This is a genomic window from Rhizobium sp. 01T437 (genome assembly GCF_056398505.1).
Genome location: NZ_JBFTPM010000001.1, coordinates 399,248 through 423,974, shown reverse-complemented (window position 1 = coordinate 423,974; position 24,727 = coordinate 399,248). Strand labels below are relative to the sequence as shown.

Genomic DNA, 24,727 nt, shown 5'->3' with positions numbered 1-24,727 from the left:
TCTGAAGAAACGATTCATCATAAACGGATTGGTAACGCTGAACCGGTAGTTTTCCAAGACAGCCGGTTACGCAGTAGGGGGCGCGTGATCCGCCGAATATCCAAAATGCAAGCGAAGAGTGGAATAGTGTCAAGGTCAATTTCCTCCGTATCATCGCCGCGGTCTGCCGGTTTCCTCGCAAAGGTGCTGACGATCCTTTCGATGGCTATCGCGATCGTCGCGGTCGACTCGGTCAATGCCGAAGCGGAAGCTGCAAATCCGAAATATGCCGGCATCGTCGTCGATGCTCGGACGGGGAACGTTCTCTACAGCGAGAATGCCGACCGTCTGCAATACCCGGCGTCGCTCACGAAGATGATGACGCTTTACATGACATTCGAGGCACTCGAGCAGGGCCGCATCCGTCTCGATACGCCCGTCCCCTTCTCCGCTCACGCTGCCGCCCAGGCGCCGACCAAGCTTGGCGTGCGCGCCGGCGGCACGATCACCGTCGAACAGGGTGTCCTCGGCCTTGTGACGCTGTCTGCCAATGATGCTGCGACCGCCCTTGGCGAAATGCTCGGCGGTTCGGAAGATCGTTTCGCCCAGATGATGACAGCCAAGGCCCATGCGCTTGGCATGACGCGCACGACCTATCGCAATGCCAACGGCCTGCCGAATACCGCGCAGATGACGACGGCCCGCGATCAGGCCCGCCTCGGTATCGCCCTTCGCCAGCATTTCCCGCAATATTACGGCTATTTCAACACGCGCGCCTTCAAGTTCGGCAACCGCGTGATCCGCAGCCATAATCGCCTCGTCGGCTCCGTGCGTGGCGTCGATGGCATCAAGACCGGCTACACCCGCGCCGCCGGCTTCAATCTGGTCAGCTCCCTGCAGGTCGATGGCAAGTCGATCGTCGGCGTGGTTCTCGGCGGTGCATCCACCCCTGCTCGCGACTCGCAGATGCGCAATCTGCTCGCGACCTACATGCCGAAGGCTTCCAGCAGCGGCGGCGCGCTTGTCGCCCAGTCGAAGCCGATGCCCGAGATGATCGAAACACCTGCTCCGGTTTCCCCTGCCAAGGTTGCCCAGGTGGCTGAAAAGAAAACGATAACGGCCAATCAGCCGCCGGTCACGGCAGCCGCTGCCGATCTCGGCCTGCCCCACAAGGGTCCGCTTCCGGACAGCCGTTATCAGACGGCAAGCACCGAGGTCGCCTATGCGGAAACCGCCGCACCCAAAACAGATAATCCCTTGCTGACGCAGCCGATGCCGTCTCCGACCAAGGTCAAGACCGTGCCGATCAAGCAGCAGCAGGAACAGGCTTCCGTCGCCGTGCCGACGCCGGCACCTGCCTATATACCGCCGGAACAGGGCGACACCTCCGTCGACGAGGTTACGACAGCCTCCACCAAGGCTGCCCCGGCAAAGGAAGTGCCGCAGCCATCCGGCTGGGTCGTCCAGATCGGCGTCTCCTCCAGCCGTGAAATGGCGATGGACCTTCTGGCAAACGCCAAGGCCAAGGGCGGCAAGGCGTTGAGCTCCGCCAAGCCCTTCGCGGTCGCCTATGCCAATGACGGCGATCAGATCTACCGCGCCCGCTTCGGCGGCTTCGATGGCCAGCGTGATGCGGTCAACGCCTGCAAGGCCCTGAAGAAGGCCGGCGTCAAGTGCTGGGCGGCTGCCCAATGAGATATCCGGCGCTGCCTATGACTGATTTGGCGGCGCTCCCGCCTGCCGGCTGCGGTGTTCGCGCCGCCGGCAGTCGATCCTAGTTCGATTTGTATTGCGTACGAGGAAGATGATGTCGATCAACGAGAATATTCCAAATGCGCCTGCAGGGCGCCGGGCGGTCAACAAGGGCCGTTCCGGCCTGCATCCGCTGCACGAGGCAGCGCTGCGTCTTGCCGAAATCGGCCTGCAGCGCCCAAGAGCGAAGTCGCCGAAGACCCGTGATCTCATCAACCTGCTGCTGTGCCACGGCGCGCGCGCCTGGCGCTACTCGCAGCCCGAGGCGCATATCCACCTGCACATCACGTCGCCCGATGGCAATTCGCCGGTCGTGCTGCGTTTGCGCTGAAGCGTCAAAGCAATTCCAGCAGTGCGCAGCGGTTTTGCGTCCGGAATTGTGTAAAAACAAACGGCTTTAAAGCAATCCGAGTTCCGAAAGCTCGCGGCGAAGATCCGCTGGCATTTCCGCAATACCTGCGCCGAGACTGTGGAGATCGCGCGGCACATCCTCATCAGGATAATAACGCCAGCCCTGGAAGGCCCGCTTTGGCTGCACCGAGGTTTCGATCACCTCAGGACCGAGCACCAGATGGCAGCGGCCAATCCCCTCACCGTCCGTGAATGTCTGGATATCGAGGATCTTCTGGCGGGCCTGTACCTGCCCCTTGATCACCCAATAAAGCGAGCCGCCGTCGAGCAGTTCGTCCACGCGCTTCGGTACCATGCGTGTCGTATGGACCGAATGCGGTTCCAGTCCGGCGGCGATGGCGCGCAACGACCGTTCGGCCACCCATTCGCGCAGGTCTTCGATCGAGTCGCAGCCGACGCAGAGTTTGATGAGATTCAGTGCCATGCTGCCGTTGAAATCCTTTTGACCGGCAGCGTCAAGAAGGAAGCAACGGGCGTCCACAAACTCAGCATTCTACGACGTTGACGGCAAGGCCCCCAGTCGAGGTTTCCTTGTACTTCTCGCTCATATCGTAACCCGTCTGGCGCATCGTCTCGATGCAGGCGTCGAGCGGCACGAAATGCTGGCCGTCGCCCTTCACTGCGAGCGATGCGGCCGTGACCGCCTTCACCGCACCCAGCGCATTGCGCTCGATGCAGGGAACCTGCACCAGGCCGGCGATCGGATCGCAGGTCATGCCGAGATGGTGTTCGAGCGCGATTTCCGCGGCATTTTCGATCTGGGCCGGCGTGCCGCCCATGACGGCTGCGAGGCCGGCTGCTGCCATGGCGGCGGCCGAGCCGACCTCGCCCTGACAGCCCACTTCCGCGCCCGAGATTGACGCATTGTGTTTGATGATGCCGCCGATCGCCGCTGCAGTCAGCAGATAGTCGTGGATGCCGTTCCGGTCCCAGTCTTCGTGGAAATGCTCGTAGTAACGGATCGTCGCGGGAATGACGCCCGCCGCGCCATTGGTCGGCGCCGTCACGACGCGTCCGCCGGCAGCATTCTCCTCGTTGACCGCCATCGCGTAGACGCTGAGCCAGTCGTTGGCGAGCAGCGGGTTGACGCGGTTGCTGCGCCATTCTTCCTGCAGCTTGTCGTGAATATGCTTGGCCCGGCGTTTGACGTTCAGGCCGCCGGGCATGATACCCTCCACCTTGAGCCCGCGCTCGATACAGGAGCGCATCGCCTCCCAGATGCGGTCGAGGCCGGAATCCAGCTCCTCGCGGCTGCGCTGGCTTTCCTCATTGGCGCGCTTCATCTGCGCGATCGACAGGCCGGAACGTTCTGCCATTTCCAGCATCTGCTTGGCACTGGCGAAGGGGTAAGGCACCTTATAATTGCCTTGCGACGCCTTCTTACGCGCCCGCATCTGCTCCAGCTCCGTATCGGTGACAACGAAGCCGCCGCCGACGGAATAATAGATGCGCTTGACGAGAAGCCGACCGTCCTTGTCATAGGCGGAGAAGCTCATGCCGTTGGCGTGACCCGGCAGCGGCTGCTTCTTGTCGAAGATCAGGTCCGTCTTCGGCTGGAACTGGTAGGCCGGATGCCCCTCGGGCGTGATCCGGCCACTCTTTTCCACCCCATCGATGATGGCATCCATGCGGTCGGGGTCAACCTTGTCGGGCACCTCGCCCATCAGGCCGAGGATGACCGCCCTGCCCGTTCCATGGCCGATCCCTGTGTGGGCGAGCGAACCATGCAGGCTGACCTTGATGGCGGCCACCTGCGCGCCGGTGGAAGGACGCGGCCATTCGTTGGACAGGAGGAGCTCAAGGAACCGGTTGGCAGCCGTCATCGGCCCCATCGTATGCGAGCTCGACGGCCCGACACCGATCTTGAACACATCGAATACCGAAAGAAACATGGAAGCGCCTTTTAAATTTCACGATGCAGACTATGCGAGCCCGGTTCCGCATCCGCGTGGCGGACCGACATCGCCTTGAACCGGTGCGACATCCGGCCGGACACTAATTCGAAGCAGCCCATCTTGCTAGTCATTCTCATCTTGCCGGTCATTGCAGCAATCGCATGCATATGTAGAGTGGCCCCGTTTGATGCGGGAAATGAATCACTGATGATGACGACGGCGGATTACATCGCGCTTGCCTTCTTTATCTTTATCTGGATGGGCTATTCGTGGCTGTTGCACGGCCAGACCTTCTTCGGGCGCACGAGCCTGACCCATGCCATGGCGGAGCGGCGGCGTGAATGGATATATAATTCCCTGCGCCGCGATTTGAAGATGATCGACACCCAGATCATGGCGGGGCTGCAAAATGGCACTGCCTTTTTCGCTTCCACATCCATTTTTGCGATCGGCAGCTGCTTCGCCTTACTTGGCGCCACGGAAAAGGTGGATGCAGTCTTCGCCGACCTGCCCTTCGTCTTCCATAGCGGCCACGCCGTCTTCGAAATGAAGGTCGGCGGCCTTGCAGCCCTTTTCGGCTACGCCTTCTTCAAATTCGGCTGGTCCTACCGCCTCTTCAACTATTGCACCATTCTCTTCGGCGGCATTCCGATGGTGCATGATACGGAGAAGGACATCATTGCCGCCGAGCGGGCAGCGGAGCGTGTCATCCGCATGAACGTCATCGCCGGCAGCCATTTCAACGAGGGGCTTCGGGCGATCTTCCTGTCGATCGGCTATCTCGGCTGGTTCATTAACCCCTATGTTTTTATGGGTACTACATCAATCGTAGTTTTCGTCCTCACCCGCCGGCAATTCTTTTCGGAAGCGCGCCTCGCCATCATGGACGCAAACCCGCCACCAAATCTCCACCTTTCTCCTGTTCAGCGCAACAAGCCGTCAGCGAGTGACGGTGATGAGCTGTCCGAGGGATTGTGAATGATAGTGTCGGTAACGGAAGCAGCGGCTGACGCAAAACCGCCGCGTATAGGCCTTGTGGATACAGCGCGCGGCGCGGCGCTCATTGCTATGGCCACTTACCATTTCAGCTGGGATCTGGAGTTCATGGGCTACCTTACGCCCGGAACGGCCGAAAGTGGCTGGCTGAAGATCTATGCCCGGGCGATCGCCACCACCTTCCTCTTCATCGTCGGTGTCAGCCTTGTGCTTTCCAGCCGGCCGGACATCCGCTGGCCGTCGTTCTGGAAGCGTTTCGCCATGATCGCTGGCGCGGCCGCGATGATTTCGGCCGCGACAACCTACTTCGTGCCCGGCGAATGGATCTATTTCGGCATTCTGCATTCCATCGCGGTTCTGAGCCTGATCGGTGTAGTCTTCCTGCGCCTGCCCTTGCCCGTGACCCTGCTCGTCGCGCTGGCGCTTTTCGTGGCCTGGATCGCCGATGCCTTCGTCATGCCCGGCGTGCTGGATTCGCACCTGTTCGACCCGAAATATCTGGCCTGGCTCGGCTTTGCGGCCACGCCGGACCGGTCGAACGATTTTGTGCCGCTCTTCCCCTGGGCGACGGCCTTCTTTCTCGGCATGGGCCTCGCGCGTCTTTCCTTCCGCACAAACCTGCCACAGAAGCTGGCATCATTGGGCACGGGTGGAACATGGCTCGCGCGCCTCGGCCGCCACAGCCTCGCCTTCTACCTCGTCCACCAACCGGTACTGATCGCCATCGCCTATGGCCTGACCTTCATCGTCGCGCCGCCAAAGCCCGATCCGGCCGCGACCTATCTGCGCCAATGCAACACGTCCTGCTCGGTCGAGCAGGGCGAAGCGCTCTGCCGCAGCTTCTGCCAGTGCACGCTCGATCAGTTGCAGGCGCAACAACTCTTCATGCCGTTCCAGGCCGGTGAGGTCAAAGCGGATGATGAGCGGATCATGGCGCTTGCCAGCCAGTGCAGCGCCGAAATAGAGCCCGTGCCGCAGACGCAGCCCGAGCCCCAACAGTGATCAAGCAATAATCAGGTCGTGACGCCGATCTCGGCGAGGCGGCCGAGGCAGGCCTCCTCGATATTGTCGAGCTCGGTAATCGTCTCGTCGATATCCTTGCGCTTCTGGCGCAGGTCTTCGCGCTTTTCGTCGACGCGCTTCATGAGCAGCTTGATCTGGCCAAGTTCGCCCGGCGGCTCCTTGTAGACCTGAATGATTTCGCGGATTTCAGCAATGGTGAAGCCGATGCGCCGGCCGCGCAGGATTTCCTGAATGAGGCGCCGGTCGGCAGGCCGGAACAACCGCGTGCGTCCGCGGCGCTCCGGATGGATCAAACCTTCGTCTTCATAGAAGCGAAGCGTACGCGTCGACACTCCGAATTCGCGCGTCAGCTCCGTTATGGTATAATACTTGTTCACTAGCATCTCATCCCCGTCATCGACCCGGCATAATATTGACTTTTACGTAATAGTCAATTTCGGCATCTGCTCAGATACCAAACCACCATGTCGCGAGGCCGAGAAAGGCGAAGAAGCCGGTGCAGTCGGTGACGGTCGTCACGAAGACGGACGAGGCGATTGCCGGGTCCGCCCCCATCTTGTCGAGCAGCAGCGGCAGCAGGATGCCGGCAAGCGCCGCCGCAATCAGATTGATGATCATTGCCGCGCCGATGACGGCGCCGAGCTGGTAATTGTGGAACCAGGTGCCGGCGATCACGCCCAGCAGCAAGGCGAAGAGCATTCCGTTCAGGATGCCGACCCCCGCCTCTCTGCGGATGATGCGGCCGGCATTGTAGATATCGAGGTCGCGGGTCGCGAGCGCACGCACCGTCACGGTCATGGTCTGCGTGCCGGCATTGCCGCCCATGGAGGCAACGATCGGCATCAGCACCGCAAGCGCGATCATCTTCTCGATCGAGCCGTCGAACAACCCGATGACGCTGGCAGACAGCATCGCCGTGCCGAGATTGATCAACAGCCAGAGAAAGCGCGAACGCACGGTCGAGATGACGTTGTCGGACAGTTCTTCGTCGCCGACACCGCCGAGGCGCTTGATGTCCTCGTCCGCCTCTTCATGGATCACGTCGACCACGTCGTCGATGGTGAGCACGCCGACGAGCCGTTCGTTCTCGTCGACGACGGCTGCGGAGAGAAGGTCATACTGCTCGAAGAGCTGGGCAGCCTCTTCCTGGTCCATCTCGGCGGGGATCGGATGGTTCGTTTCCCGCATGATGGTTTCGATCTTCATCTGCCGCTTGGTGCGCAGAATCTGGTCGAGATCGACCGCGCCGAGCAGCTTGAAGGTCGGATCGATGACGAAGATCTGCGAGAAGGAGTAAGGCAGATCCTCTTCGTCGCGCATGTAGTCGATCGTCTGCCCGACGGTCCAGAACGGCGGCACGGCGACGAATTCCGTCTGCATGCGGCGGCCGGCAGAACTTTCGGGATAATCGAGCGCGCGGCGAAGGCGCACCCGCTCCGTGAACGGCAGCTGCGCGAGAATCTCTTCCCGGTCTTCCTGGTCGAGATCTTCGAGAATGTAGACGGCGTCGTCCGAATCCAGTTCGCCGATGGCAGCCGCAATCTGCTCGTTCGGCAACTGGTCGACGATCTCGCGGCGGATCGTCTCGTCCACTTCGGTCAGCGCCGTCATGTCGAAATCGTCGCCGAGCAGGCGCACCAGCGCCAGGCGCTGATCCGGCTGCAGCGATTCCAGGAGGTCGCCTATTTCCGATTCGTGCAGGCGCGCGACATTCTGGCGAAGAAACAGCGTGTCGCGGTCGGCGATGGCGGCACCCAGGCGCGCCAGGAAGTCGCTGCGCACATTGCCGTCTTCGTTGTAGATGTCGACGTCTTCGTCGGACGGACGTTTGCGATTGCGGTCTTCCGTGTCGGTCGTCGTCATATGCCGCCCTCGCATCTCAATTTGATTTCAAAGACTAACGAGCCGCATTCGAGAATGTCGGCTGAAAATGCATTGTCAACAAGCGGATAAGCGAATTCCGCCCTGCCCTTGCGGCCGCCGGAATCCTCATTGACCAGCTAGCGGAAAGCATTTCTGCCGTAAAGCGCTAACCTATGCTTTCTGATGACAATGCCTGCGGTCGGCTATAGTTTCCGCTGCCATTTGCCGAAAGGAAGCTTAACTGTGCCGGTCCGCCAAATTCTCCGCTATCCGCATCCCGGCCTGAAGACGGTCTGCGCGCCCGTGACGGTGTTCGATTCGGCCCTGTCGCAGCTTGCCGACGATCTGCTGCTGACGATGCGCGCCGCCCCCGGCGTCGGCATCACCGCTGCCCATATCGGCGTCTTCCAGCGTCTGACGGTGCTGGAGCTCGACAAGGCGGACGGCGTGCGGATCTACGCCAATCCCGAGATCACGTGGTTTTCGGACGAGACGATGGTTCATATGGAAGGCAGCGTCTCCATGCCCGGCGCAACGGACGAGGTCACGCGCCCGAAGGCAATAAGATTCCGATATCAAGATCTGGACGGCTATCAGCACGAAGAAGAGGCATCGGACTTCCTCGCCATCTGTATCCAGCATGAAGTCGACCAGCTCGACGGCATTTTCTGGCTGCAGCGCCTGTCACGGCTGAAGCGTGATCGGCTGATCAGGAAATGGGAAAAGACGAAAAGCTGAAGGCCGCGCCGCTATCGAGCGAACCAACGGCGCCCTTCCGGCGTTTGCCTTGTAGAATGAAAACCGGAAGGAGACGGAAATGCCTGGTATCAATGACAAGTCCTCGCTTTCCCGCGAAGAGGATTACCGCGACTTCGAAGCGCGCAATCTGGACGAGGGCTGGCCCTATGCCGACGGCAGTGGCGCCAAAGCTGCGGGTAGCGAAAACCGCGCCTATGGCGAAACCTCGGCCAATTTCGACCGGGACCGCAATAGCGGCTTCCGCATCGATGGCACGGACGAGGACGGCAATGAAAACCGCCTGAAGGATTCGCTCGAGCCTGATACAATCGACCGCGACGAGAGTGACGACCTCGAAGCCCGCGTGACTGAGACTCTGGAGAACATCCCTGACGTGGATATCGACAGTGTGGAAGTTCACGCCGATGGCCATACCGTGATGCTGGAGGGTTCCGTCGAAACAATCGGCATTGCCCGCAAGGTTGAGCTCGCCGCCCTGTCGGGGGATGGTGTTCGTCGCGTGCGCAACCGGCTGCAGATGACAGGTGTCGATGCCCACATCCCGAACGAGGATTAAGGCCGAAAAACACAAAGTTGCCGCATTTCAAAACCGGAAAGCGACCTGCTTTCCGGTTTTTATGTCTCTAAAATTAAAAATAGTTAATCAATTAAAGATTGCAGGATTGTCATCTCGATGAAAGCGCTGACATCTCAGGCTATTAACTGTGCCGGCTAAGGTAACGCGCCCCTCAAGAACATTGACAAATATGTGATTTCATTTGGACAAAACGTCGCAAGATGGCTGTCATCACTCTCACAAAATTGCCCGAATTGGGGAGCGGACTCGATCTTGCCGAGGGTTGGTTTTGCGTTGTTGAATTCAACAACAGATTGAGGAGATAGACCCATGCGCATGAAATTCGCCGTCGCCGCCACCCTGTTTGCCGTCAGCATGGCAAGTGCCGCTTTCGCGCAGCCGAAATTTATGGACGATTATTCCAACGATGGTGATGGCCTCTACCAGACGCCGGTCGCGCCGGCAAAGCCCGTCCACTACCCGACGCGTGTGGCCCCCCCGGCCTATTCCAGCGACTATACGAATGACAGCGACGGCTTCGCACCTGCCGCGATGTCTAAGCCCGCGAAAGTCGACAACACCGCAACCGCCAGCATCAAGCCGCTTCCGGATTGCCACAGCATGATCGGCCCGAAAGGCTCGCGTCAGAAAGGTGCCGATAGCGGTGCAAGCCGCACAGAGGCATGCCGCGCAATGCATTGACATGATCCAAGAAAGGGCCGGTTTCCGGCCCTTTTCTCTTGTAAATTCAATGTCCCGCGCCGCGTAATCCACACCTGTGGCAAGCTTTTAAAAAAAACTGTCACATCGCGCTTGTGTCCGTCTGAGGCTTTTGCTACATGCTGCCTCGCCGACGCAAATCGGCTCTACCACGATGCGGTCGTGGCGGAATTGGTAGACGCGCAGCGTTGAGGTCGCTGTGGGGCAACCCGTGGAAGTTCGAGTCTTCTCGACCGCACCAAAGAAACCCGCTTCGGCGGGTTTTTTCTTTTTTGGCCATAGGCTTAGTTCTCTGGTCCTGATGCCCTTGCGGCAACACGTAGCGCTGCAGCGCCTTCCCACCGATACCGCCCCTCGTGGATATCACAGCAACGCCTGCTGGCACCGGCTGATTGCATCTGTGAGATGGCTGCCCGCCGCAAAGAGCGATTGAATCGCTCTGCGCCTGCGTCCATATAGAATCCCGCGCCCGCCCTCTCCTTTTGCGGGTAGCGCCAAGGACTACCATGCTACGCACCGATCTCGACTTCTCCATGCTCCCGAAACTTGGCTCGCGCCCCGTTCGCTGGCGGATCGCCGATGGGCTCGTTCCCTATCTGGAAGCGGTGGAGACGATGGAACGGGAAGTCGCAGCGATTTCAGAAGGTGGCGACGAGCTCGTCTGGCTGCTGGAGCATCCGCCGCTCTATACGGCGGGCACCAGCGCCGATGCGAAAGATCTCGTCCAGCCGGATCGTTTTCCGGTCTTCGCCACCGGCCGTGGCGGCGAATACACCTATCATGGCCCCGGCCAGCGCGTCGCCTATGTCATGCTCGACCTGAAGCGTCGCAGGCAGGATGTACGTGCCTTCGTCGCTGCACTGGAAGAGGTCATCATCCGCACGCTCGATTCGATGAATGTACGCGGTGAACGCCGCGAAGATCGCGTTGGCGTCTGGGTCCGCCGGCCGGAGAGGCCCTTGCTGCTTGACGGCACCATGGCGGAAGACAAGATTGCGGCACTCGGCATCCGCCTGCGCAAATGGGTGACCTTCCACGGCCTGTCGCTCAACGTCGATCCCGATCTCGATCATTTCAGTGGCATAGTGCCCTGCGGTATCTCGGCCTATGGCGTCACCAGTCTCGTCGATCTTGGCCTGCCGGTCATGATGACCGATGCCGATATCCGCTTGCGCGCCGCCTTCGAAGAAATCTTCGGCGAAACCGTCAACGACACCGGACACTGTCCCTGATTGCCGTCCTTGATTGCCCAGGCTTCCTGTGGTTCATGACACCATCCGCAAGAAGCAGCCATCATGTCCGAATCTCCCTCCGCACAGAATCCGCTCCGAGGCATGGCCATCATGGCCGGCGCAATGGCAATCCTGCCGACGATGGACGCGATCGCCAAATATATGGCGACCTTCGAGGGGATGTCACCCGGACAGGTAACCTTCTACCGCTTCTTCTTCCAGCTCGTCTGCACCCTGCCGATCCTCTTTGCTATGTTCGGTATGCGGGCTCTGTCGGCCAAGCGCCCGTGGATGAACCTGCTGCGCGGCGCGCTGCATGGTGCGGCGAGCCTGCTCTTCTTCGTCGCGGTCAAATACATGCCGCTCGCCGATGTCTTCGCCATCTATTTCGTCGAGCCCTTCATGCTGACGGCGCTTTCTGCGCTCTTCCTGGGAGACAAGGTCGGCTGGCGGCGCTGGATGGCAATCGTCGTCGGTTTCGGCGGCGCCATGATCGTCATCCAGCCGAGCTATGAGATCTTCGGCCTGAAAGCACTGCTGCCAGTCTTCTGCGCCTTTCTCTTCTCGCTCTATCTCTTCCTCAATCGCGCCATCGGCGAGGCGGATTCGCCGCTGACCATGCAGACCATGTCCGGCATCGGCGGGACGATCTTCATGGCGGGCGCAATGTTTGTCGGAAGCAGCCTCGGCAATGCCGACTTCACGCCCTCCCTGCCCGCCTCCTGGCTCGGCCTCGTCTTGTTACTGATCCTCGGCACGATCTCAGGCTATGCGCACATGCTGGTCGTTAAGGCTTTCCGGCTGGCGCCGCTCTCGCTGCTCGCGCCGTTCCAATATTTCGAGATTATTTCGGCAACTGTGCTCGGCTACGCCCTCTTCGGCGATTTTCCGAATGTTTCCAAATGGATCGGCATCGCCATCATCGTTGCATCGGGGCTTTTTATCATCTGGCGTGAGCGTCTCCAGGCGCGATCACTAAAATCCGCATGAAATGCGGCATCGAAGGTTAACCCTGCTTCTTGAGGGATCTTCAATTCGGGATCGCTAAAACCATTTCCGACTTCATGATGAAGTCTGGAGATAAAACATGAGTGAGTTCCGTCTCGCTTTTCCGGCGTGTGTCATCGCCGGGAAGCATCGGCTGACGGCCGAAGACATCGTGCTGCTGCGCAAACACACCTTTCCGGAGGGAATCCGGACATCCGATCATGTCGTGGTGATGTTGGCGCTCAATAATTCCTGCCCCGAAAAATGCGCCGAATGGAACACGTTCTTCGTTGAACAGCTGGCAGGCTTCATCGTCGATTATACCTATCCGCAGGGCTCGCTGGACGAGATCAACGTCGCATGGATCATGCGCATGTTCACGACTGACGGCGTCGTCAATTCCGCGCTCGAGCTCGAGCTTATCCTGCACGTCATGGAACTCAGCGCTCACGTGCCTGATGAGCTGCGCGCCCTGGCGCTCGATCAGCTCCGCCTGGCGCTCGGCGAGGATATCGGCGGTTACAAGCTGACCCGTGCCACCGACCGCAGGAGCATCACACGGCAGGATGTGGATTACGTCATGCGCGTTTTGAGAAGCGTCAGCGAAGGCGGCGTCATCGGCGTTTCGCCGATCGAATATGGCGTCCTGCAGCGCATCGAGACGACAACGCTATCAGGCGCCAATCATCAGCGCTGGGGCGAGATCATGGCGGCGGTCGAACTCAGGGATTATGCCCAGCCGAGACGCAGCCGCTGGCTGCGCATCATCGACGAAGAGCCTGTCGCCGCAGCCGCAGTTGCCTGATCTCTCAAATCTTCGGACTGCCTCTGATTCTTCAGCCCAATTGTGCGTTCCGGCTTTTTATGCGTAAAACTCCGGAACGCATTTCCTGGGTGGAGTCTCGATGTTCAAGAAAATCCTGATCGCGAATCGCGGCGAGATTGCCTGCCGCGTGATCAAAACCGCGCGCCGCATGGGCATTGCCACCGTTGCGGTCTATTCGGATGCGGATCGGGATGCCCTGCATGTCGAGATGGCCGATGAGGCCGTCCATATCGGCCCTGCCCCGGCAGCCGAAAGCTATCTTGTCGCAGACAAGATCATCGCCGCCTGCAAGGAGACGGGTGCTGAAGCCGTGCATCCCGGCTACGGCTTCCTGTCGGAACGTGCCTCCTTCTGCGAGGCGCTGGAAAAGCAAGGTATCATCTTCATCGGTCCGAAGCCCAAGGCCATCATGGCGATGGGTGACAAGATCGAATCGAAGAAATTCGCCAATGCCGCCAAGGTCTCGACCGTGCCGGGCTATCTCGGCGTCATCGAGGATGCATCCCACGCTGAAAAGATCGCGGCCGAGATCGGTTATCCCGTGATGATCAAGGCGTCGGCAGGCGGCGGCGGCAAGGGCATGCGCATTGCCTGGAACGAATCGGAAGTGCGCGACGGCTTCGACCGCGCCCGTTCCGAAGCCAAAAGCTCCTTTGGCGACGACCGCGTCTTCATCGAGAAATATGTCGTCGATCCGCGCCATATCGAAATCCAGGTTCTGGCGGATGCCCACGGCAATGTCGTCTATCTCGGCGAGCGCGAATGCTCCATCCAGCGCCGGAACCAGAAGGTCGCCGAAGAAGCGCCCTCACCTTTCCTTGATGAAAAAACGCGGGCCGCCATGGGCGCACAGTCGGTGGCGTTGGCAAAGGCCGTCGACTATCAGAGCGCCGGCACGGTGGAATTCATCGTTGATCGCGACCGCAATTTCTATTTCCTCGAAATGAACACCCGCCTGCAGGTCGAGCACCCGGTGACGGAACTGGTGACCGGCATCGATCTCGTCGAGCAGATGATCCGCGTCGCCGCCGGCGAAAAGCTGCCCTTCGCCCAGAAGGATATCAAGCTGAAGGGCTGGGCGGTCGAAAGCCGCCTCTATGCGGAAGATCCCTACCGCAATTTCCTGCCCTCGATCGGCCGCCTGACGCGCTACCGCCCGCCGGCAGAGGGCCGCAATGGCGATGTGATCGTCCGCAACGATACCGGCGTCTTCGAAGGCGCTGAAATCTCCATGTATTACGACCCGATGATCGCCAAGCTTTGCACCTGGGCGCCGAGCCGTCTGCAGGCAGTGGAAGCGATGGGACAGGCGCTCGACGCCTTCGTGGTCGATGGCATCGAGCACAATGTTCCCTTCCTCTCGGCGCTGATGAAACATCCGCGCTGGCGCGAAGGGCGTCTTTCCACCGGCTTCATCGCCGAGGAATATCCTGAGGGCTTTGCGCCGATCGCGCCGGATGCTTCGGAGGAGGCAGCTCTTGCGGCCATCGCGCTGTCGGCGACCCTGGTCGATGCTATCAGGCGCGAAGGCTTCACCGATCGCCTGCGTCACCCCAGCGGCCCGCTCCGTGAAGAATGGGTCGTCAAGCTCGGCGGCAATTATGTACCGGTCAAACTGGTCGATGGCCTCGTCACCATTCCCTTCGAAATGGAAATGGAGGTCGGCGGCCGCACCGAAACCGTTGTCACTGATTGGAGACCGGGCGATCCGGTCTGGCACGGCAGGGTTGCCAGCCGGCAGGTGACGGCGCAGATCCGCCCGATCCTCAACGGCCTGCGCATCGACTGGCAGGGCCTGTCGGTCAAGGCGCGTGTCTTTACGCCCCGCCATGCCGAGCTTGACCGTCTGATGCCCGTCAAGCTGCCGCCCGATACGTCCAAGCTACTGCTTTGCCCTATGCCCGGCCTCGTCGTTTCCATTGCCGTCTCCGAGGGCCAGGAGATCAAGGCGGGCGAAACGCTTGCCGTCGTCGAAGCCATGAAGATGGAAAACGTGCTGCGTGCCGAGCGCGACCTCGTTGTCGGCAAGATCAAGGCCGCTCCCGGCGAAAGCCTCGCGGTCGATGCCGTCATCATGGAATTCGCCTAAAACACTCGACCCGAAAGTCGGAACCGATTTTCGGATGGCGCTCTAAGCCCTTTTTCCGCTTGAGCCATCCTCGTCGGGCGTGCAAGAGTCCGCCACGCAAATCACGAGGAGATCGAAGATGGATGTTCGCGCCGCCGTTGCCGTTCAGGCAGGAAAACCGCTCGAGGTCATGACCGTTCAGCTGGAGGGTCCGAAGGCCGGCGAAGTGCTGGTCGAGGTCAAGGCGACGGGCATCTGCCACACCGATGATTTCACCCTTTCCGGCGCTGATCCGGAAGGCCTTTTCCCGGCAATCCTCGGCCATGAGGGTGCCGGCATCGTCGTCGATGTCGGCCCGGGCGTCACGTCCGTGAAAAAGGGCGATCATGTCATTCCGCTCTACACGCCGGAATGCCGCGAGTGCTATTCCTGCACCTCGCGCAAGACCAATCTCTGCACCTCGATCCGCGCGACCCAGGGCCAGGGCGTGATGCCTGATGGCACCTCGCGCTTCTCGATCGGCAAGGACAAGATCCACCACTATATGGGCTGCTCGACTTTCTCCAACTTCACGGTTCTGCCGGAAATCGCCGTTGCCAAGGTCAATCCGGACGCGCCCTTCGACAAGATCTGCTACATCGGCTGCGGTGTCACGACCGGTATCGGTGCCGTCATCAACACGGCCAAGGTCGAGATGGGTGCCACGGCAATCGTCTTCGGTCTCGGCGGTATCGGCCTCAACGTCCTGCAGGGCCTGCGTCTTGCCGGCGCCGACATGATAATCGGTGTCGATATCAACCCTGACCGCAAGGCATGGGGCGAGAAGTTCGGCATGACACATTTCGTCAACCCCAAGGAAGTCGGCGACGAGATCGTGCCCTATCTCGTCAACATGACGAAGCGCCACGGCGATCTGATCGGCGGCGCCGATTACACTTTCGATTGCACCGGCAACACCAAGGTCATGCGCCAGGCGCTGGAAGCAAGCCACCGCGGCTGGGGCAAATCCATCATCATCGGCGTCGCCGGAGCCGGCCAGGAGATCTCGACGCGTCCCTTCCAGCTCGTCACCGGCCGCAACTGGATGGGTACGGCCTTCGGCGGTGCCCGCGGCCGCACGGACGTGCCGAAGATCGTCGACTGGTACATGGAAGGCAAGATCCAGATCGACCCGATGATCACCCACACAATGCCGCTCGAAGACATCAACAAGGGCTTCGATCTCATGCATAAGGGTGAAAGCATCCGCGGCGTCGTGGTCTATTGATGGCCGCTATTGCCTACAAGGTCGATCTCAAGAGTCTCGATGAGCTCTCCGCGCGGGAGCTCTACGATCTCTTGAGGATGCGCGTCGACGTCTTCGTCGTCGAGCAGAACTGCCCCTATCCGGAACTGGACGGCAAGGATATCGACGCTCTGCATCTGCGGCTGCTGGATGACGGCGAACTGCTCGGCTCTACGCGGCTCCTGAAGCCATACAGCGCGCAGGATCCGGTAAAGATCGGCCGCGTCGTCGTCTCGCCCGCCCATCGCGGTAAGCGGCTGGGCGATGCGCTGATGACCGAATCGATCGCCGTTTGCGAGCGGCTTTATCCGGAAAATCCCATCGGCCTCTCCGCGCAGGCGCATCTGCGCCGCTTCTACGAATCCTTCGGTTTCGTCAAAACCTCCGAGGAATATCTGGAAGACGGAATTCCCCATCTCGATATGGTCCGCCAGCCGGCCACCCAGCCGGCGTAAGGATATCGCCATGATCTATGTCGATGCGGACGCCTGCCCCGTCAAACCCGAAATCCTGAAAGTGGCCGAGCGCCTCAACATGGAAGTGACCTTCGTCGCCAATTCGGGCCTCCGCCCATCGCGCGATCCGATGGTGCGCAACGTCATCGTCTCGAACGCCTTCGACGCTGCCGACAACTGGATTGCCGACAATACCGGCCCGACAGATGTCGTCGTCACCGCCGATGTGCCGCTTGCGGTCCGTTGCGTCGCCAAAGGCTCCTTCGTCACCGGCCCGACCGGTCGCGTCTTTGATGAAACCAATATCGGCATGGCAAGCGCCATGCGCGATCTCGGCGCGCATCTGCGTGAAACCGGCGAGAGCAAGGGCTACAACGCTTCCTTCAGCCCGAAGGACCGTTCGCGTTTCCTGGAAACCTTCGACCGTCTCTGCCGCCGGGCAAAGAATGCATGATCGTCGCCTCGCGCGCTGAAATCGGGTGGCATGGCAGCTATGCCAATTCCTAGCTTGAACTCAGCCGTTCCCTCGCACATATGAGATGTGACGCAGACGACTGCGGCGCTCGGATCAGTCCGGGTCGCAAAGTCGCGGGGACGGCCTCGCTCTTGACAAGGAGAGTATGATGGCCTGGTTCCTGCTTTTTCTCGCTGGCCTTTTTGAATGCGGTTGGGCAATCGGTCTGAAATATACCGATGGCTTCACCCGTCCGATGCCGACGATCCTCACGGTCATTTCCATGGTGGTGAGTGTCATCCTGCTCGGTCTCGCCGTCAAAAGCCTGCCCATTGGCACCGCTTATGCGATCTGGACCGGTATCGGCACGGTCGGCACGGTGCTGCTTGGCATCTGGCTTCTGGGGGACGCAGCAAGCGCCTCTCGTCTGATCTGCATCGCGCTGATCGTCGCTGGCATTGCCGGCCTCAAAATGACGGCCTGAAAAAGAAATATCTGAAATGAAGAAGAGGCTGCGGGCGATGAAGCAACCCGCAGCCTCTTCTGTTAGGCTGATGCGTTTCTGTTATCGACAGACCATGCGCCGGCGCCGGCAAAGAACAGGTAGAGGAAGACGAAGCAGAAAAGGATCGCGCCGTCGCCCTGGTTGAGAGCCGGGAAGAAGCTGTGCGGCATATGCGCCATGAAATAGGCGATCGCCATTTCGCCCGCTAGCAAGAAGGCCACCGGCCGTGTTGCGAAGCCGATGAGAATGAGGATACCGCCAAAGGTTTCCAGCAGTGCCGCAATCAGGAACAACGTGGACAGCGGGCCGTCGCCCTGCGCTGCCGGGAAGCCAAAAAGCTTCATCGTTCCGTGCTCGATGAACAGAAGCGCGGTCATGATTCTGAGAGCGGCCAGACCATAGGGGCGGTAGGCGGATAGACGCTCGAAAGTTGACATAAAGACTCTCCTTAAGGGTGTGCTGCCGAGCGTTACCGTGTCTCTAACAGGGATTGAAGACACAGTTTGCTGACGGGCGTTCACAACTTCGACAGTGGATAAACACCTGAAGAGGCTCCTTTATTCGTTCACAACGGGATGTTGTCGTGCTTCTTCCAGGGATTGCTGAGATCCTTGTTCCGCAGCATCTTCAGGCCGCGAGCCAGCCGGCGCCGTGTCGAATGCGGCATGATCACCTCGTCGACATAGCCCCGCTCGGCCGCCACGAACGGTGACAGAAAGCGATCCTCGTACATTTTCGTATGCGCCGCGATCTTTTCGGGATCGGCGATATCCTTGCGGAAGATGATCTCGACGGCGCCCTTCGCGCCCATGACGGCGATCTGCGCCGTCGGCCAGGCATAGTTGAGATCGCCCCGCAGATGTTTCGACGCCATCACGTCATAGGCACCGCCGAAGGCCTTGCGGGTAATGACCGTCAGCTTCGGCACCGTCGCTTCCGCATAGGCGAAAAGCAGCTTGGCGCCATGCTTGATGAGCCCGCCATATTCCTGCGCCGTGCCCGGCAGGAAGCCCGGCACGTCGACGAAGGTGACGATCGGAATGTTGAAGCAGTCGCAGAAGCGCACGAAGCGCGCCGCCTTGCGCGAGGCGTCGCTGTCGAGCACGCCGGCAAGCACCATCGGCTGATTGGCGACGAAGCCGACAGTCGAGCCCTCGATGCGCCCGAAGCCGCAGACGATGTTCTTGGCGAAGCTCGCCTGTATCTCGAAGAAATCCCCCTCGTCCGCCACCTTCTGGATCAATTCCTTGATGTCGTAGGGCTTGTTGGCATTGGCCGGGATCAACGTATCCAGCGAATTGTCGGCATCGGTCACCGACTGGTAACATTCGATCTCAGGCACCGGCGACGTGTTCGACTGCGGCAGGAAATCGATAAGCCGGCGCACCTGCAGGAGCGTATCGACATCATTGTCATAGGCGCCGTCGGCAATCGAGGAGCGCGTCGTATGCACGCTCGCGCCGCCGAGTTCTTCGGCCGTAACGGTCTCGTTGGTGACGGTCTTCACCACATCGGGACCGGTCACGAACATGTAGGACGTATCGCGCACCATGAAGATGAAATCCGTCATGGCAGGCGAATAGACGTCGCCGCCGGCGCACGGCCCCATGATGACAGAGATCTGCGGAATAACGCCCGAAGCCAGCACGTTGCGCTGGAAGACCTCGGCATAACCGCCAAGGGCCGCGACACCTTCCTGAATGCGCGCGCCGCCCGCATCATAGATGCCAATGATCGGCGCGCGGTTCTTCAGCGCCATATCCTGCACCTTGATGATCTTCTCGGCGTGGGCTTCCGAGAGCGAGCCGCCGAAGACCGTGAAGTCCTTGGCGAAGACGAAGACGGTACGGCCGTTGACCGTACCCCAGCCGGTCACCACGCCGTCGCCGGCAATGCGGCTCTTGTCCATGCCGAAATCGGTGGAGCGATGCTCCACGAACATGTCGAACTCTTCAAAGGAATCTTCGTCGAGAAAGAGATCGATGCGTTCGCGCGCCGTCAGTTTGCCGCGCTGGTGCTGCGCGTCGATGCGGGTCTGTCCGCCCCCGAGACGGGCGATACCACGGCGGCGTTCGAGCTCTTCCAGAATATCCTTCATGATCTCCCCTCGCCGCCGTTGACGGCCGATTTTACAGCTAGAGCAATTCCAGCAAAAGTGTGCAGCGGTTTTGCGTCCGGAATTGCGTTAAAACAAAGAGATAGATCATTTCCGGGTTTCGAAGAAAAACGAAATGATCTAGCGCCCGCTGAGTGCGAAGGCGGAGCGCACGCGCGCGGCGATATCTTCCGCCAGAATGTCGTCGGCAAGGTCAGGATCGGCGGTCATGCTTGTGACTTCGAAGGAGGTCACGGCGATCACAGATCCGTCTTCCACGGAGGCGGCATCGATCCTCACCTCCGCGACATTGCGGTCCTTTTGGAACCCGAGGCCCTTTGCGATGGAAACGATGCGGATCGTCAGCACCACACGCGGCAATTCGCTGGTACGGACCGTCGCGCGAATCGCGGCATTGACACGGTCGCTGATACCGGAAAGCAATTCCGCCGACATAGTCGTGCTCGAGAGCACGACGGCGCTGCGCACGTCATAGACGGGCTTTTCCTGCTTCTTCGGCATGAGGCTGGCGCAGGCCGTTAGCGCCACGCATGCAAGCGCTATCAGGCAAAATCTCGACCTCGGCCAATTCATTCCAAATTCCCGCACATCCCCGTCTGGAGTCGCAGATTTGGTCATAAAGCCCATCAAGGCAATATGATTCAGGCCCTTAGCGCGAAAAAAACATCCGTTGCGGCTTTGAAATCCTCAAAACGCTTGGCCCGGCGTTTCTCGGCTTCTTCGTCGCTTCCCCAATGTTCGATGGTCCAGTCCTCATCGAGATGGGCGAGAGACCAGGCTTCGTCAGGCGTGATCTCGCCTTCGGCAATGGCAAGCGCCAGCAGCGCCGAACCGGTGATCGTCGTCACCGTGTGGAGGGCTGCCAGCTCCAGTGCGCTGTCGTGCCGGCGCAGTGCCGAGCCGAAGGCCGCGATTGCCTCGCGTGGCTGCTCATGATGCATCACGCCCTCGACGAGGATGAAGCGCGCGCCGAGTTCTGCGGCCGCCCAGTCGAGCACCGGATCCCAGCGCTCAGTCTGCCGCTCGACGAGCTTTTCCGGACCATCGGCGCGGTAGCAGAGCAGATCGCTCGATGAAAAGCGCAGGATATCCTCGAAGACGGCCTGTGTGTCGGTCGCGACACCATCGATTGACGTATTGACGAGGCGCGTCACCGGCATCAGCGATGGATCGATCACCTCGGCCTGCGCATCCCATTCGGCGGCAACGAGCTTTGCCAGCCTCTCGCTCGGTACGGTCAGGATCTGACGGGCCGGCGTGCGCACCATCTTGCCGTCGAGTTCGATCGCAAAACCATCCTCGCGGGGCGCAACGGCAACCGCCTGATAGAAGCGCTTCGGCAGCGGCTTCTTCATCTGGATCTGCGCGCGGCGGATCGGATCGGGATGGCTSAGGCCTTCGGAAAGGTCGTTCARCAGGTCGCGCATGGGCTCACCTCAGGAAAAATGGCGCAATATCTCGTTCGGATGATAGGCAATCGCATCGGCGCCGTTGGCGATCAGCTCATCCACGCTGGCATAGCCCCAGGCAACGCCGATCGCTTTGGCGCCGGCAGCCTTTGCCATCTGCATATCGTAAATTGCGTCGCCGATGACAATGGCATCAGTGGCATGCATGCCGGTTTCATCGCAGCACTCCGTCACCATGGCTGGATGCGGCTTGGAGGGGCAATCGTCGGCGGTGCGCGCGACGGTGAAATGCTTATCGAAGCCGTGCGTCTCCATGACGAGGTTCAGCCCGCGCCGGGACTTGCCGGTCACCGCGCCGATCAACAGATCCTCGCGCCCGCTGATGGCGTCGATCATCTCACGAATGCCGGGAAAGAGCGGCTCCCGGTAGTCGAGATCCTGCCGCACGACCGAAAACAGCGATTTGTAATGCGCCGTCATGTCGATATCTTCCTGCTCGACATGCGGCTTGCCCTGCATGCGGGCAATGGCGATATCGAGCGTCAGACCGATGATCGCCTTTGTGTCTTCAAATCGCGGTTCCGGCTTGCCGAACTTATCGAAGGTGCGGCGCATGGTTTCGTGGATCAGCCCGGCGCTGTCGACCAGCGTGCCGTCGCAATCAAAAAGCGCGAGCTTCATTCACTGTCCCTTTCAGCGCCTGCGAGGTCGAGACCGAGAAGGTTCCAGGTCTGCACCATATGCGGCGGCAATGGCGCGCTGACGCGCAGCCGCCCGCCCGAGGGGTGCGGAATGTCGATATGACGCGCGTGCAGATGCAGCTTCTTCTGGATACCGCCAGGGAAATCCCAGTTGGGATCCTCGTCGTAATATTTCGGATCGCCGATGATCGGGTGGCCGATATGCAGTGCATGGACGCGCAGCTGGTGGGTTCGGCCGGTATAGGGCTCCATCTCCAGCCACGCGAGGTTCTGCGCCGCCGTCTCCAGCACGCGGTAGAAGGAAATCGCGTGATCGGCGCCATCCTCGCCGTGCTTGGCAATGCGCATGCGATCGCCGTCGGCCGTCGGTTCCTTGACGAGCCAGGTCGAGATCTTGTCCTCGTGCTTGCGCGGCACGCCCTTGACCAGCGCCCAGTAGGTTTTCTTGGTGTCGCGCTCGCGGAAGGCGGCTGTCAGCTTCTGTGCCGCACCGCGCGTGCGGGCAATGACGAGTACGCCTGACGTATCGCGGTCGAGGCGATGAACGAGGCGTGGCTTCTCGCCCTTCGGGCTGATCCAGGCTTCCAGCATCTGGTCGATGTGCCTTGCGACACCGGAGCCGCCCTGCACTGCAAGTCCAGGCGGCTTGTTGAGCACGATGACCTTGTCATCCTCATGCAGCACCATGCGGGAGAGAAGCTCGAAATCGCTCGAATGCTTGAGATCCTTGCCGGCGATCGGCCCCTTCGCCTTGGCATCGACATCGAGTGGCGGGATGCGCACCATCTGCCCGGGCTGTACACGCGCATCCGATTTGACACGGCCGCCATCGACACGGACCTGGCCGGAGCGCAACAGCTTCTGCAGAGGGCCGAAGCCAAGCCCCGGATAGTGGATCTTGAACCAGCGGTCGAGCCGCATGCCCGCTTCATCGGGCTCCACCTTGATGTGTTCTATACCAGCCATGGAATTCTTTCGGAAAATATGGGCGCGGTCGGAGCCGGCGCCTCTCTTGCCGCTGCCTTTAGAGCATTTTTCACAAAACGGAAATCGGAATCGAAATCAGAGCAACACGCGCATCAGGCCGAGGCCGGCCATGATAGCCACCATCGAAAGCCCGACGCTTGCCACGATATAGATGCCACCGGAAAATATATCGCCGCGCTCGAACAGCGTGATCGCATCCAGTGAGAAGGCGGAAAAGGTGGTGAAGCCGCCGAGGAAGCCGGTGATCAGCAGCAGCCGCAGCTCCACCGATGCATTGAAACGGCGCATGATCATCTCGGCAAAGACACCGATGATAAAGCAGCCGACTACGTTGACGATGAGCGTGCCCCAGGGAAAACCAGGCCCCATGAGCCGCAATGAACCCAGGCCGACGTAATATCTCAGAAGCGAACCGATTGCGCCGCCGACGGCGACGAGCAGAGCCTGGAACATGCCTCCGGTTTATTGCGATTCCACCCTGATTCCAATCGCATCTGCGGAATTCTTGCCATCCGGTAAAATGCGAATGATTTTCTTAAGCCGAACGCGAAGATCGTACCGGTATGACGGGCGCATGACACAGCTCGTTTCCATATCGGCAAGTACAGCTGCCCTCGCCTTCGAATCCCTGCGCATTCCTCAGCGCGTGGCGACGGGCACGGCCGTGCGGGAGGCTCGAAAGATTGCGGAACGCCAGCTCAATCAAAGCGGCGAAAGTCCGGAAGAAACGACCAATATCATCCAGAATACCGAAGTTGCGCTTGATCTCATGACCAAGGGTTATAGGCAGCCACAGGCAGGCTTGCAGCAGGCCCTGCAGTCCTACGAGGATGTCTGAGATTTAAATATTGCTGGGAGGAGCAAGGCCCGCGACTTTGGTCGCGGGCTTTTGTTTTTCAGCACTTATTTGCCCTGCGCCGACAGCACGTTCAGCACCAGATCGACCTTTCCAGCCTTTTCGAAAGTCAGTGTGACCGGCACTTTGTCGCCCTGTTTGAAGGGCGTCTTCACTTTCTGGAACATCAGATGCAGGTTGCCGGGCGAAAGCTCCACGGTCTGGCCCGCCGGAACCGCAATGCCGTCCTTCAGCTCTCGCATCTTCATGACATTGTCCTTCATGGCCATCTCGTGAAGCTGCACCGCGCCGGCAGTAGGCGATGTGACCGACACCAGGCGGTCATCGGTCGAGCCGTTATTCTTCACTGTGAAGAAGCCGCCACCGACGGGTTGGCCGGGCAGCATCGCCTTGGCAAAACCGCCGGAGACTTCGAGATCGCCGACTTTCACCACGTCGCCGTCAGTGGCCATGCTCATGGAACCCATGTTGCCCATGTCCATGCCCTGCATGTGCTGATGGTCCTGGCCAACAGCGGATCCGGCAAAGCCGCAAGCGCAAAGCAGCGCTGCCAAAGCTGATGTCCTGACAATCTTCATCGAATTTCTCCTCGCTCTCAGAGCCTTTCCTGGTCAGAATGTTTCAATCTGACCAGGAAAGGCTCTCGGCTGCCGATAGCCAATTTCGCCAGCGAATGCAAAAGCCCATTTGCCGCGGACCGCAACTGGCTTTTTAGAGCCGCGACAAAAATTTGTGCAGTCGCGACATTTCGCTTGCCAAGCCCTGCCACCCCCGGATAATTGCCGCAACCTTGTTGGGAGAATCCGGCGCGAGATGCCGGTGCCGAAGGAGCAACCGCCCCGGAAACTCTCAGGCAAAAGGACCACAAGGGGCAGACGGAACTCTGGAGAGA

Annotated in this window: 27 protein-coding genes, 1 tRNA gene, 1 pseudogene and 1 riboswitch; of the genes and pseudogenes, 17 read left to right on the top strand and 12 right to left on the bottom strand. The window is 60.1% G+C overall.

Annotated features, from left to right (window positions below; genetic code table 11):
• The first annotated feature begins 105 nt into the window (after positions 1-105).
• Positions 106-1,674 (top strand): serine hydrolase, encoded by a 1,569-nt coding sequence (locus tag AC1DM5_RS02220; protein ID WP_477974525.1) that lies wholly within the window; start codon positions 106-108, stop codon positions 1,672-1,674.
• 112 nt (positions 1,675-1,786) lie between these two features.
• A complete protein-coding gene (locus AC1DM5_RS02215) occupies positions 1,787-2,062 on the top strand; it encodes a hypothetical protein (RefSeq protein ID WP_310388317.1) in 276 nt (91 codons plus the stop codon).
• A gap of 66 nt (positions 2,063-2,128) precedes the next feature.
• On the opposite strand, the gene AC1DM5_RS02210 is transcribed toward AC1DM5_RS02215, so the two are convergent.
• Together AC1DM5_RS02210 and AC1DM5_RS02205 are read right to left on the bottom strand one after the other, a co-directional pair.
• On the bottom strand, positions 2,129-2,566 hold the full coding sequence (locus AC1DM5_RS02210) for a DUF1489 family protein (protein WP_477819501.1): 438 nt from the start codon (positions 2,564-2,566) through the stop codon (positions 2,129-2,131).
• Between the two features lie 61 nt (positions 2,567-2,627).
• The gene (locus AC1DM5_RS02205) at positions 2,628-4,034 is read right to left on the bottom strand and encodes an L-serine ammonia-lyase (protein WP_477819500.1); all 1,407 of its coding nucleotides are present in this window, start codon (positions 4,032-4,034) and stop codon (positions 2,628-2,630) included.
• Positions 4,035-4,247: 213 nt separating this feature from the next.
• On the opposite strand from AC1DM5_RS02205, the gene AC1DM5_RS02200 reads away from it, so the two are divergent.
• The gene (locus tag AC1DM5_RS02200; protein WP_113323430.1) at positions 4,248-5,015 is read left to right on the top strand and encodes a DUF599 domain-containing protein; all 768 of its coding nucleotides are present in this window, start codon (positions 4,248-4,250) and stop codon (positions 5,013-5,015) included.
• Positions 5,016-6,035, top strand: coding sequence for a heparan-alpha-glucosaminide N-acetyltransferase (locus AC1DM5_RS02195; protein WP_477819499.1), 1,020 nt, complete (start codon positions 5,016-5,018; stop codon positions 6,033-6,035).
• Positions 6,036-6,046: 11 nt separating this feature from the next.
• Here the strand turns inward: AC1DM5_RS02195 and AC1DM5_RS02190 are convergent, their stop codons facing one another.
• Together AC1DM5_RS02190 and mgtE are read right to left on the bottom strand one after the other, a co-directional pair.
• A complete protein-coding gene (locus AC1DM5_RS02190) occupies positions 6,047-6,439 on the bottom strand; it encodes a MerR family transcriptional regulator (protein ID WP_037102513.1) in 393 nt (130 codons plus the stop codon).
• Positions 6,440-6,503: 64 nt separating this feature from the next.
• Entirely contained in the window at positions 6,504-7,919 is a 1,416-nt protein-coding gene (mgtE, locus tag AC1DM5_RS02185; RefSeq protein ID WP_037102515.1) for a magnesium transporter, read from the bottom strand.
• Between the two features lie 243 nt (positions 7,920-8,162).
• Here mgtE and AC1DM5_RS02180 point away from each other — a divergent pair, with 243 nt between their 5' ends.
• From AC1DM5_RS02180 to sugE, 12 genes are all read left to right on the top strand, one after another.
• Positions 8,163-8,657 (top strand): peptide deformylase, encoded by a 495-nt coding sequence (locus tag AC1DM5_RS02180; RefSeq protein WP_477974523.1) that lies wholly within the window; start codon positions 8,163-8,165, stop codon positions 8,655-8,657.
• A 79-nt stretch (positions 8,658-8,736) separates the two neighbouring features.
• Complete coding sequence (locus AC1DM5_RS02175; RefSeq protein ID WP_477974521.1) at positions 8,737-9,234, top strand: BON domain-containing protein; 498 nt, start codon at positions 8,737-8,739, stop codon at positions 9,232-9,234.
• Positions 9,235-9,564: 330 nt separating this feature from the next.
• Entirely contained in the window at positions 9,565-9,936 is a 372-nt protein-coding gene (locus AC1DM5_RS02170) for a hypothetical protein (RefSeq protein ID WP_439015045.1), read from the top strand.
• Between the two features lie 174 nt (positions 9,937-10,110).
• A tRNA-Leu gene (locus AC1DM5_RS02165) sits at positions 10,111-10,195 on the top strand.
• Positions 10,196-10,460: 265 nt separating this feature from the next.
• Positions 10,461-11,186 (top strand): lipoyl(octanoyl) transferase LipB, encoded by a 726-nt coding sequence (gene lipB, locus AC1DM5_RS02160; protein WP_477819496.1) that lies wholly within the window; start codon positions 10,461-10,463, stop codon positions 11,184-11,186.
• Between the two features lie 63 nt (positions 11,187-11,249).
• Positions 11,250-12,176 carry a DMT family transporter gene (locus AC1DM5_RS02155; RefSeq protein ID WP_037102524.1) on the top strand — a complete coding sequence of 309 codons (927 nt, stop codon included), beginning with the start codon at positions 11,250-11,252 and terminating at the stop codon, positions 12,174-12,176.
• Between the two features lie 97 nt (positions 12,177-12,273).
• A complete protein-coding gene (locus tag AC1DM5_RS02150) occupies positions 12,274-12,978 on the top strand; it encodes a hypothetical protein (RefSeq protein WP_477819495.1) in 705 nt (234 codons plus the stop codon).
• Positions 12,979-13,078: 100 nt separating this feature from the next.
• Complete coding sequence (locus tag AC1DM5_RS02145) at positions 13,079-15,088, top strand: acetyl-CoA carboxylase biotin carboxylase subunit (protein WP_477819494.1); 2,010 nt, start codon at positions 13,079-13,081, stop codon at positions 15,086-15,088.
• Between the two features lie 118 nt (positions 15,089-15,206).
• Complete coding sequence (locus AC1DM5_RS02140) at positions 15,207-16,334, top strand: S-(hydroxymethyl)glutathione dehydrogenase/class III alcohol dehydrogenase (protein WP_477974518.1); 1,128 nt, start codon at positions 15,207-15,209, stop codon at positions 16,332-16,334.
• Positions 16,334-16,807 carry a GNAT family N-acetyltransferase gene (locus AC1DM5_RS02135; RefSeq protein ID WP_477819492.1) on the top strand — a complete coding sequence of 158 codons (474 nt, stop codon included), beginning with the start codon at positions 16,334-16,336 and terminating at the stop codon, positions 16,805-16,807. Before AC1DM5_RS02140 ends, AC1DM5_RS02135 begins: the two co-directional genes overlap by 1 nt.
• A 10-nt stretch (positions 16,808-16,817) precedes the next feature.
• A complete protein-coding gene (locus tag AC1DM5_RS02130; RefSeq protein ID WP_477819491.1) occupies positions 16,818-17,261 on the top strand; it encodes a YaiI/YqxD family protein in 444 nt (147 codons plus the stop codon).
• 169 nt (positions 17,262-17,430) lie between these two features.
• The gene (sugE, locus tag AC1DM5_RS02125) at positions 17,431-17,745 is read left to right on the top strand and encodes a quaternary ammonium compound efflux SMR transporter SugE (protein WP_477819490.1); all 315 of its coding nucleotides are present in this window, start codon (positions 17,431-17,433) and stop codon (positions 17,743-17,745) included.
• Between the two features lie 62 nt (positions 17,746-17,807).
• Here sugE and AC1DM5_RS02120 read toward each other — a convergent pair whose 3' ends face one another.
• The 7 genes from AC1DM5_RS02120 to crcB all read right to left on the bottom strand — a co-directional run bounded on the left by AC1DM5_RS02120 (position 17,808) and on the right by crcB (position 23,432).
• Positions 17,808-18,203 carry a DoxX family protein gene (locus tag AC1DM5_RS02120; protein WP_477819489.1) on the bottom strand — a complete coding sequence of 132 codons (396 nt, stop codon included), beginning with the start codon at positions 18,201-18,203 and terminating at the stop codon, positions 17,808-17,810.
• Between the two features lie 128 nt (positions 18,204-18,331).
• On the bottom strand, positions 18,332-19,864 hold the full coding sequence (locus tag AC1DM5_RS02115; protein WP_477819488.1) for an acyl-CoA carboxylase subunit beta: 1,533 nt from the start codon (positions 19,862-19,864) through the stop codon (positions 18,332-18,334).
• A gap of 138 nt (positions 19,865-20,002) precedes the next feature.
• Positions 20,003-20,455 (bottom strand): hypothetical protein, encoded by a 453-nt coding sequence (locus AC1DM5_RS02110; RefSeq protein WP_477819487.1) that lies wholly within the window; start codon positions 20,453-20,455, stop codon positions 20,003-20,005.
• 68 nt (positions 20,456-20,523) lie between these two features.
• Complete coding sequence (locus AC1DM5_RS02105) at positions 20,524-21,309, bottom strand: ATP12 family chaperone protein (protein ID WP_477819486.1); 786 nt, start codon at positions 21,307-21,309, stop codon at positions 20,524-20,526.
• 9 nt (positions 21,310-21,318) lie between these two features.
• Positions 21,319-21,972 (bottom strand): HAD-IA family hydrolase, encoded by a 654-nt coding sequence (locus tag AC1DM5_RS02100; protein WP_477819485.1) that lies wholly within the window; start codon positions 21,970-21,972, stop codon positions 21,319-21,321.
• Entirely contained in the window at positions 21,969-22,958 is a 990-nt protein-coding gene (locus AC1DM5_RS02095; RefSeq protein WP_113325594.1) for an RluA family pseudouridine synthase, read from the bottom strand. Before AC1DM5_RS02095 ends, AC1DM5_RS02100 begins: the two co-directional genes overlap by 4 nt.
• Before the next feature lie 96 nt (positions 22,959-23,054).
• The gene (gene crcB, locus AC1DM5_RS02090; RefSeq protein WP_477819484.1) at positions 23,055-23,432 is read right to left on the bottom strand and encodes a fluoride efflux transporter CrcB; all 378 of its coding nucleotides are present in this window, start codon (positions 23,430-23,432) and stop codon (positions 23,055-23,057) included.
• A gap of 121 nt (positions 23,433-23,553) precedes the next feature.
• Between crcB and AC1DM5_RS02085 the strand changes: the two genes are divergently transcribed.
• Complete coding sequence (locus AC1DM5_RS02085) at positions 23,554-23,817, top strand: hypothetical protein (RefSeq protein WP_477819483.1); 264 nt, start codon at positions 23,554-23,556, stop codon at positions 23,815-23,817.
• A 65-nt stretch (positions 23,818-23,882) separates the two neighbouring features.
• On the opposite strand, the pseudogene AC1DM5_RS02080 reads toward AC1DM5_RS02085, so the two are convergent.
• Positions 23,883-24,359: pseudogene (locus tag AC1DM5_RS02080) on the bottom strand (copper chaperone PCu(A)C); the annotation flags it as partial.
• A 259-nt stretch (positions 24,360-24,618) separates the two neighbouring features.
• Positions 24,619-24,710: riboswitch (glycine riboswitch) on the top strand.
• Positions 24,711-24,727: the final 17 nt, after the last annotated feature.

Excerpts from the sequence above, each read along its gene's own strand:
- sugE (WP_477819490.1), top strand. The coding sequence starts at position 17,431 with ATGGCCTGGTTCCTGCTTTTTCTCGCTGGCCTTTTTGAATGCGGTTGG.
- mgtE (WP_037102515.1), bottom strand. The coding sequence starts at position 7,919 with ATGACGACGACCGACACGGAAGACCGCAATCGCAAACGTCCGTCCGAC.
- AC1DM5_RS02200 (WP_113323430.1), top strand. The coding sequence starts at position 4,248 with ATGACGACGGCGGATTACATCGCGCTTGCCTTCTTTATCTTTATCTGG.
- AC1DM5_RS02210 (WP_477819501.1), bottom strand. The coding sequence starts at position 2,566 with ATGGCACTGAATCTCATCAAACTCTGCGTCGGCTGCGACTCGATCGAA.
- AC1DM5_RS02220 (WP_477974525.1), top strand. The coding sequence starts at position 106 with ATGCAAGCGAAGAGTGGAATAGTGTCAAGGTCAATTTCCTCCGTATCA.
- AC1DM5_RS02155 (WP_037102524.1), top strand. The coding sequence starts at position 11,250 with ATGTCCGAATCTCCCTCCGCACAGAATCCGCTCCGAGGCATGGCCATC.
- crcB (WP_477819484.1), bottom strand. The coding sequence starts at position 23,432 with ATGTTCCAGGCTCTGCTCGTCGCCGTCGGCGGCGCAATCGGTTCGCTT.
- AC1DM5_RS02145 (WP_477819494.1), top strand. The coding sequence starts at position 13,079 with ATGTTCAAGAAAATCCTGATCGCGAATCGCGGCGAGATTGCCTGCCGC.
- AC1DM5_RS02120 (WP_477819489.1), bottom strand. The coding sequence starts at position 18,203 with ATGTCAACTTTCGAGCGTCTATCCGCCTACCGCCCCTATGGTCTGGCC.
- AC1DM5_RS02215 (WP_310388317.1), top strand. The coding sequence starts at position 1,787 with ATGTCGATCAACGAGAATATTCCAAATGCGCCTGCAGGGCGCCGGGCG.
- AC1DM5_RS02085 (WP_477819483.1), top strand. The coding sequence starts at position 23,554 with ATGACACAGCTCGTTTCCATATCGGCAAGTACAGCTGCCCTCGCCTTC.
- lipB (WP_477819496.1), top strand. The coding sequence starts at position 10,461 with ATGCTACGCACCGATCTCGACTTCTCCATGCTCCCGAAACTTGGCTCG.
- AC1DM5_RS02195 (WP_477819499.1), top strand. The coding sequence starts at position 5,016 with ATGATAGTGTCGGTAACGGAAGCAGCGGCTGACGCAAAACCGCCGCGT.
- AC1DM5_RS02135 (WP_477819492.1), top strand. The coding sequence starts at position 16,334 with ATGGCCGCTATTGCCTACAAGGTCGATCTCAAGAGTCTCGATGAGCTC.
- AC1DM5_RS02175 (WP_477974521.1), top strand. The coding sequence starts at position 8,737 with ATGCCTGGTATCAATGACAAGTCCTCGCTTTCCCGCGAAGAGGATTAC.
- AC1DM5_RS02130 (WP_477819491.1), top strand. The coding sequence starts at position 16,818 with ATGATCTATGTCGATGCGGACGCCTGCCCCGTCAAACCCGAAATCCTG.
- AC1DM5_RS02100 (WP_477819485.1), bottom strand. The coding sequence starts at position 21,972 with ATGAAGCTCGCGCTTTTTGATTGCGACGGCACGCTGGTCGACAGCGCC.
- AC1DM5_RS02170 (WP_439015045.1), top strand. The coding sequence starts at position 9,565 with ATGCGCATGAAATTCGCCGTCGCCGCCACCCTGTTTGCCGTCAGCATG.
- AC1DM5_RS02095 (WP_113325594.1), bottom strand. The coding sequence starts at position 22,958 with ATGGCTGGTATAGAACACATCAAGGTGGAGCCCGATGAAGCGGGCATG.
- AC1DM5_RS02110 (WP_477819487.1), bottom strand. The coding sequence starts at position 20,455 with ATGAATTGGCCGAGGTCGAGATTTTGCCTGATAGCGCTTGCATGCGTG.
- AC1DM5_RS02205 (WP_477819500.1), bottom strand. The coding sequence starts at position 4,034 with ATGTTTCTTTCGGTATTCGATGTGTTCAAGATCGGTGTCGGGCCGTCG.
- AC1DM5_RS02140 (WP_477974518.1), top strand. The coding sequence starts at position 15,207 with ATGGATGTTCGCGCCGCCGTTGCCGTTCAGGCAGGAAAACCGCTCGAG.
- AC1DM5_RS02115 (WP_477819488.1), bottom strand. The coding sequence starts at position 19,864 with ATGAAGGATATTCTGGAAGAGCTCGAACGCCGCCGTGGTATCGCCCGT.
- AC1DM5_RS02190 (WP_037102513.1), bottom strand. The coding sequence starts at position 6,439 with ATGCTAGTGAACAAGTATTATACCATAACGGAGCTGACGCGCGAATTC.
- AC1DM5_RS02150 (WP_477819495.1), top strand. The coding sequence starts at position 12,274 with ATGAGTGAGTTCCGTCTCGCTTTTCCGGCGTGTGTCATCGCCGGGAAG.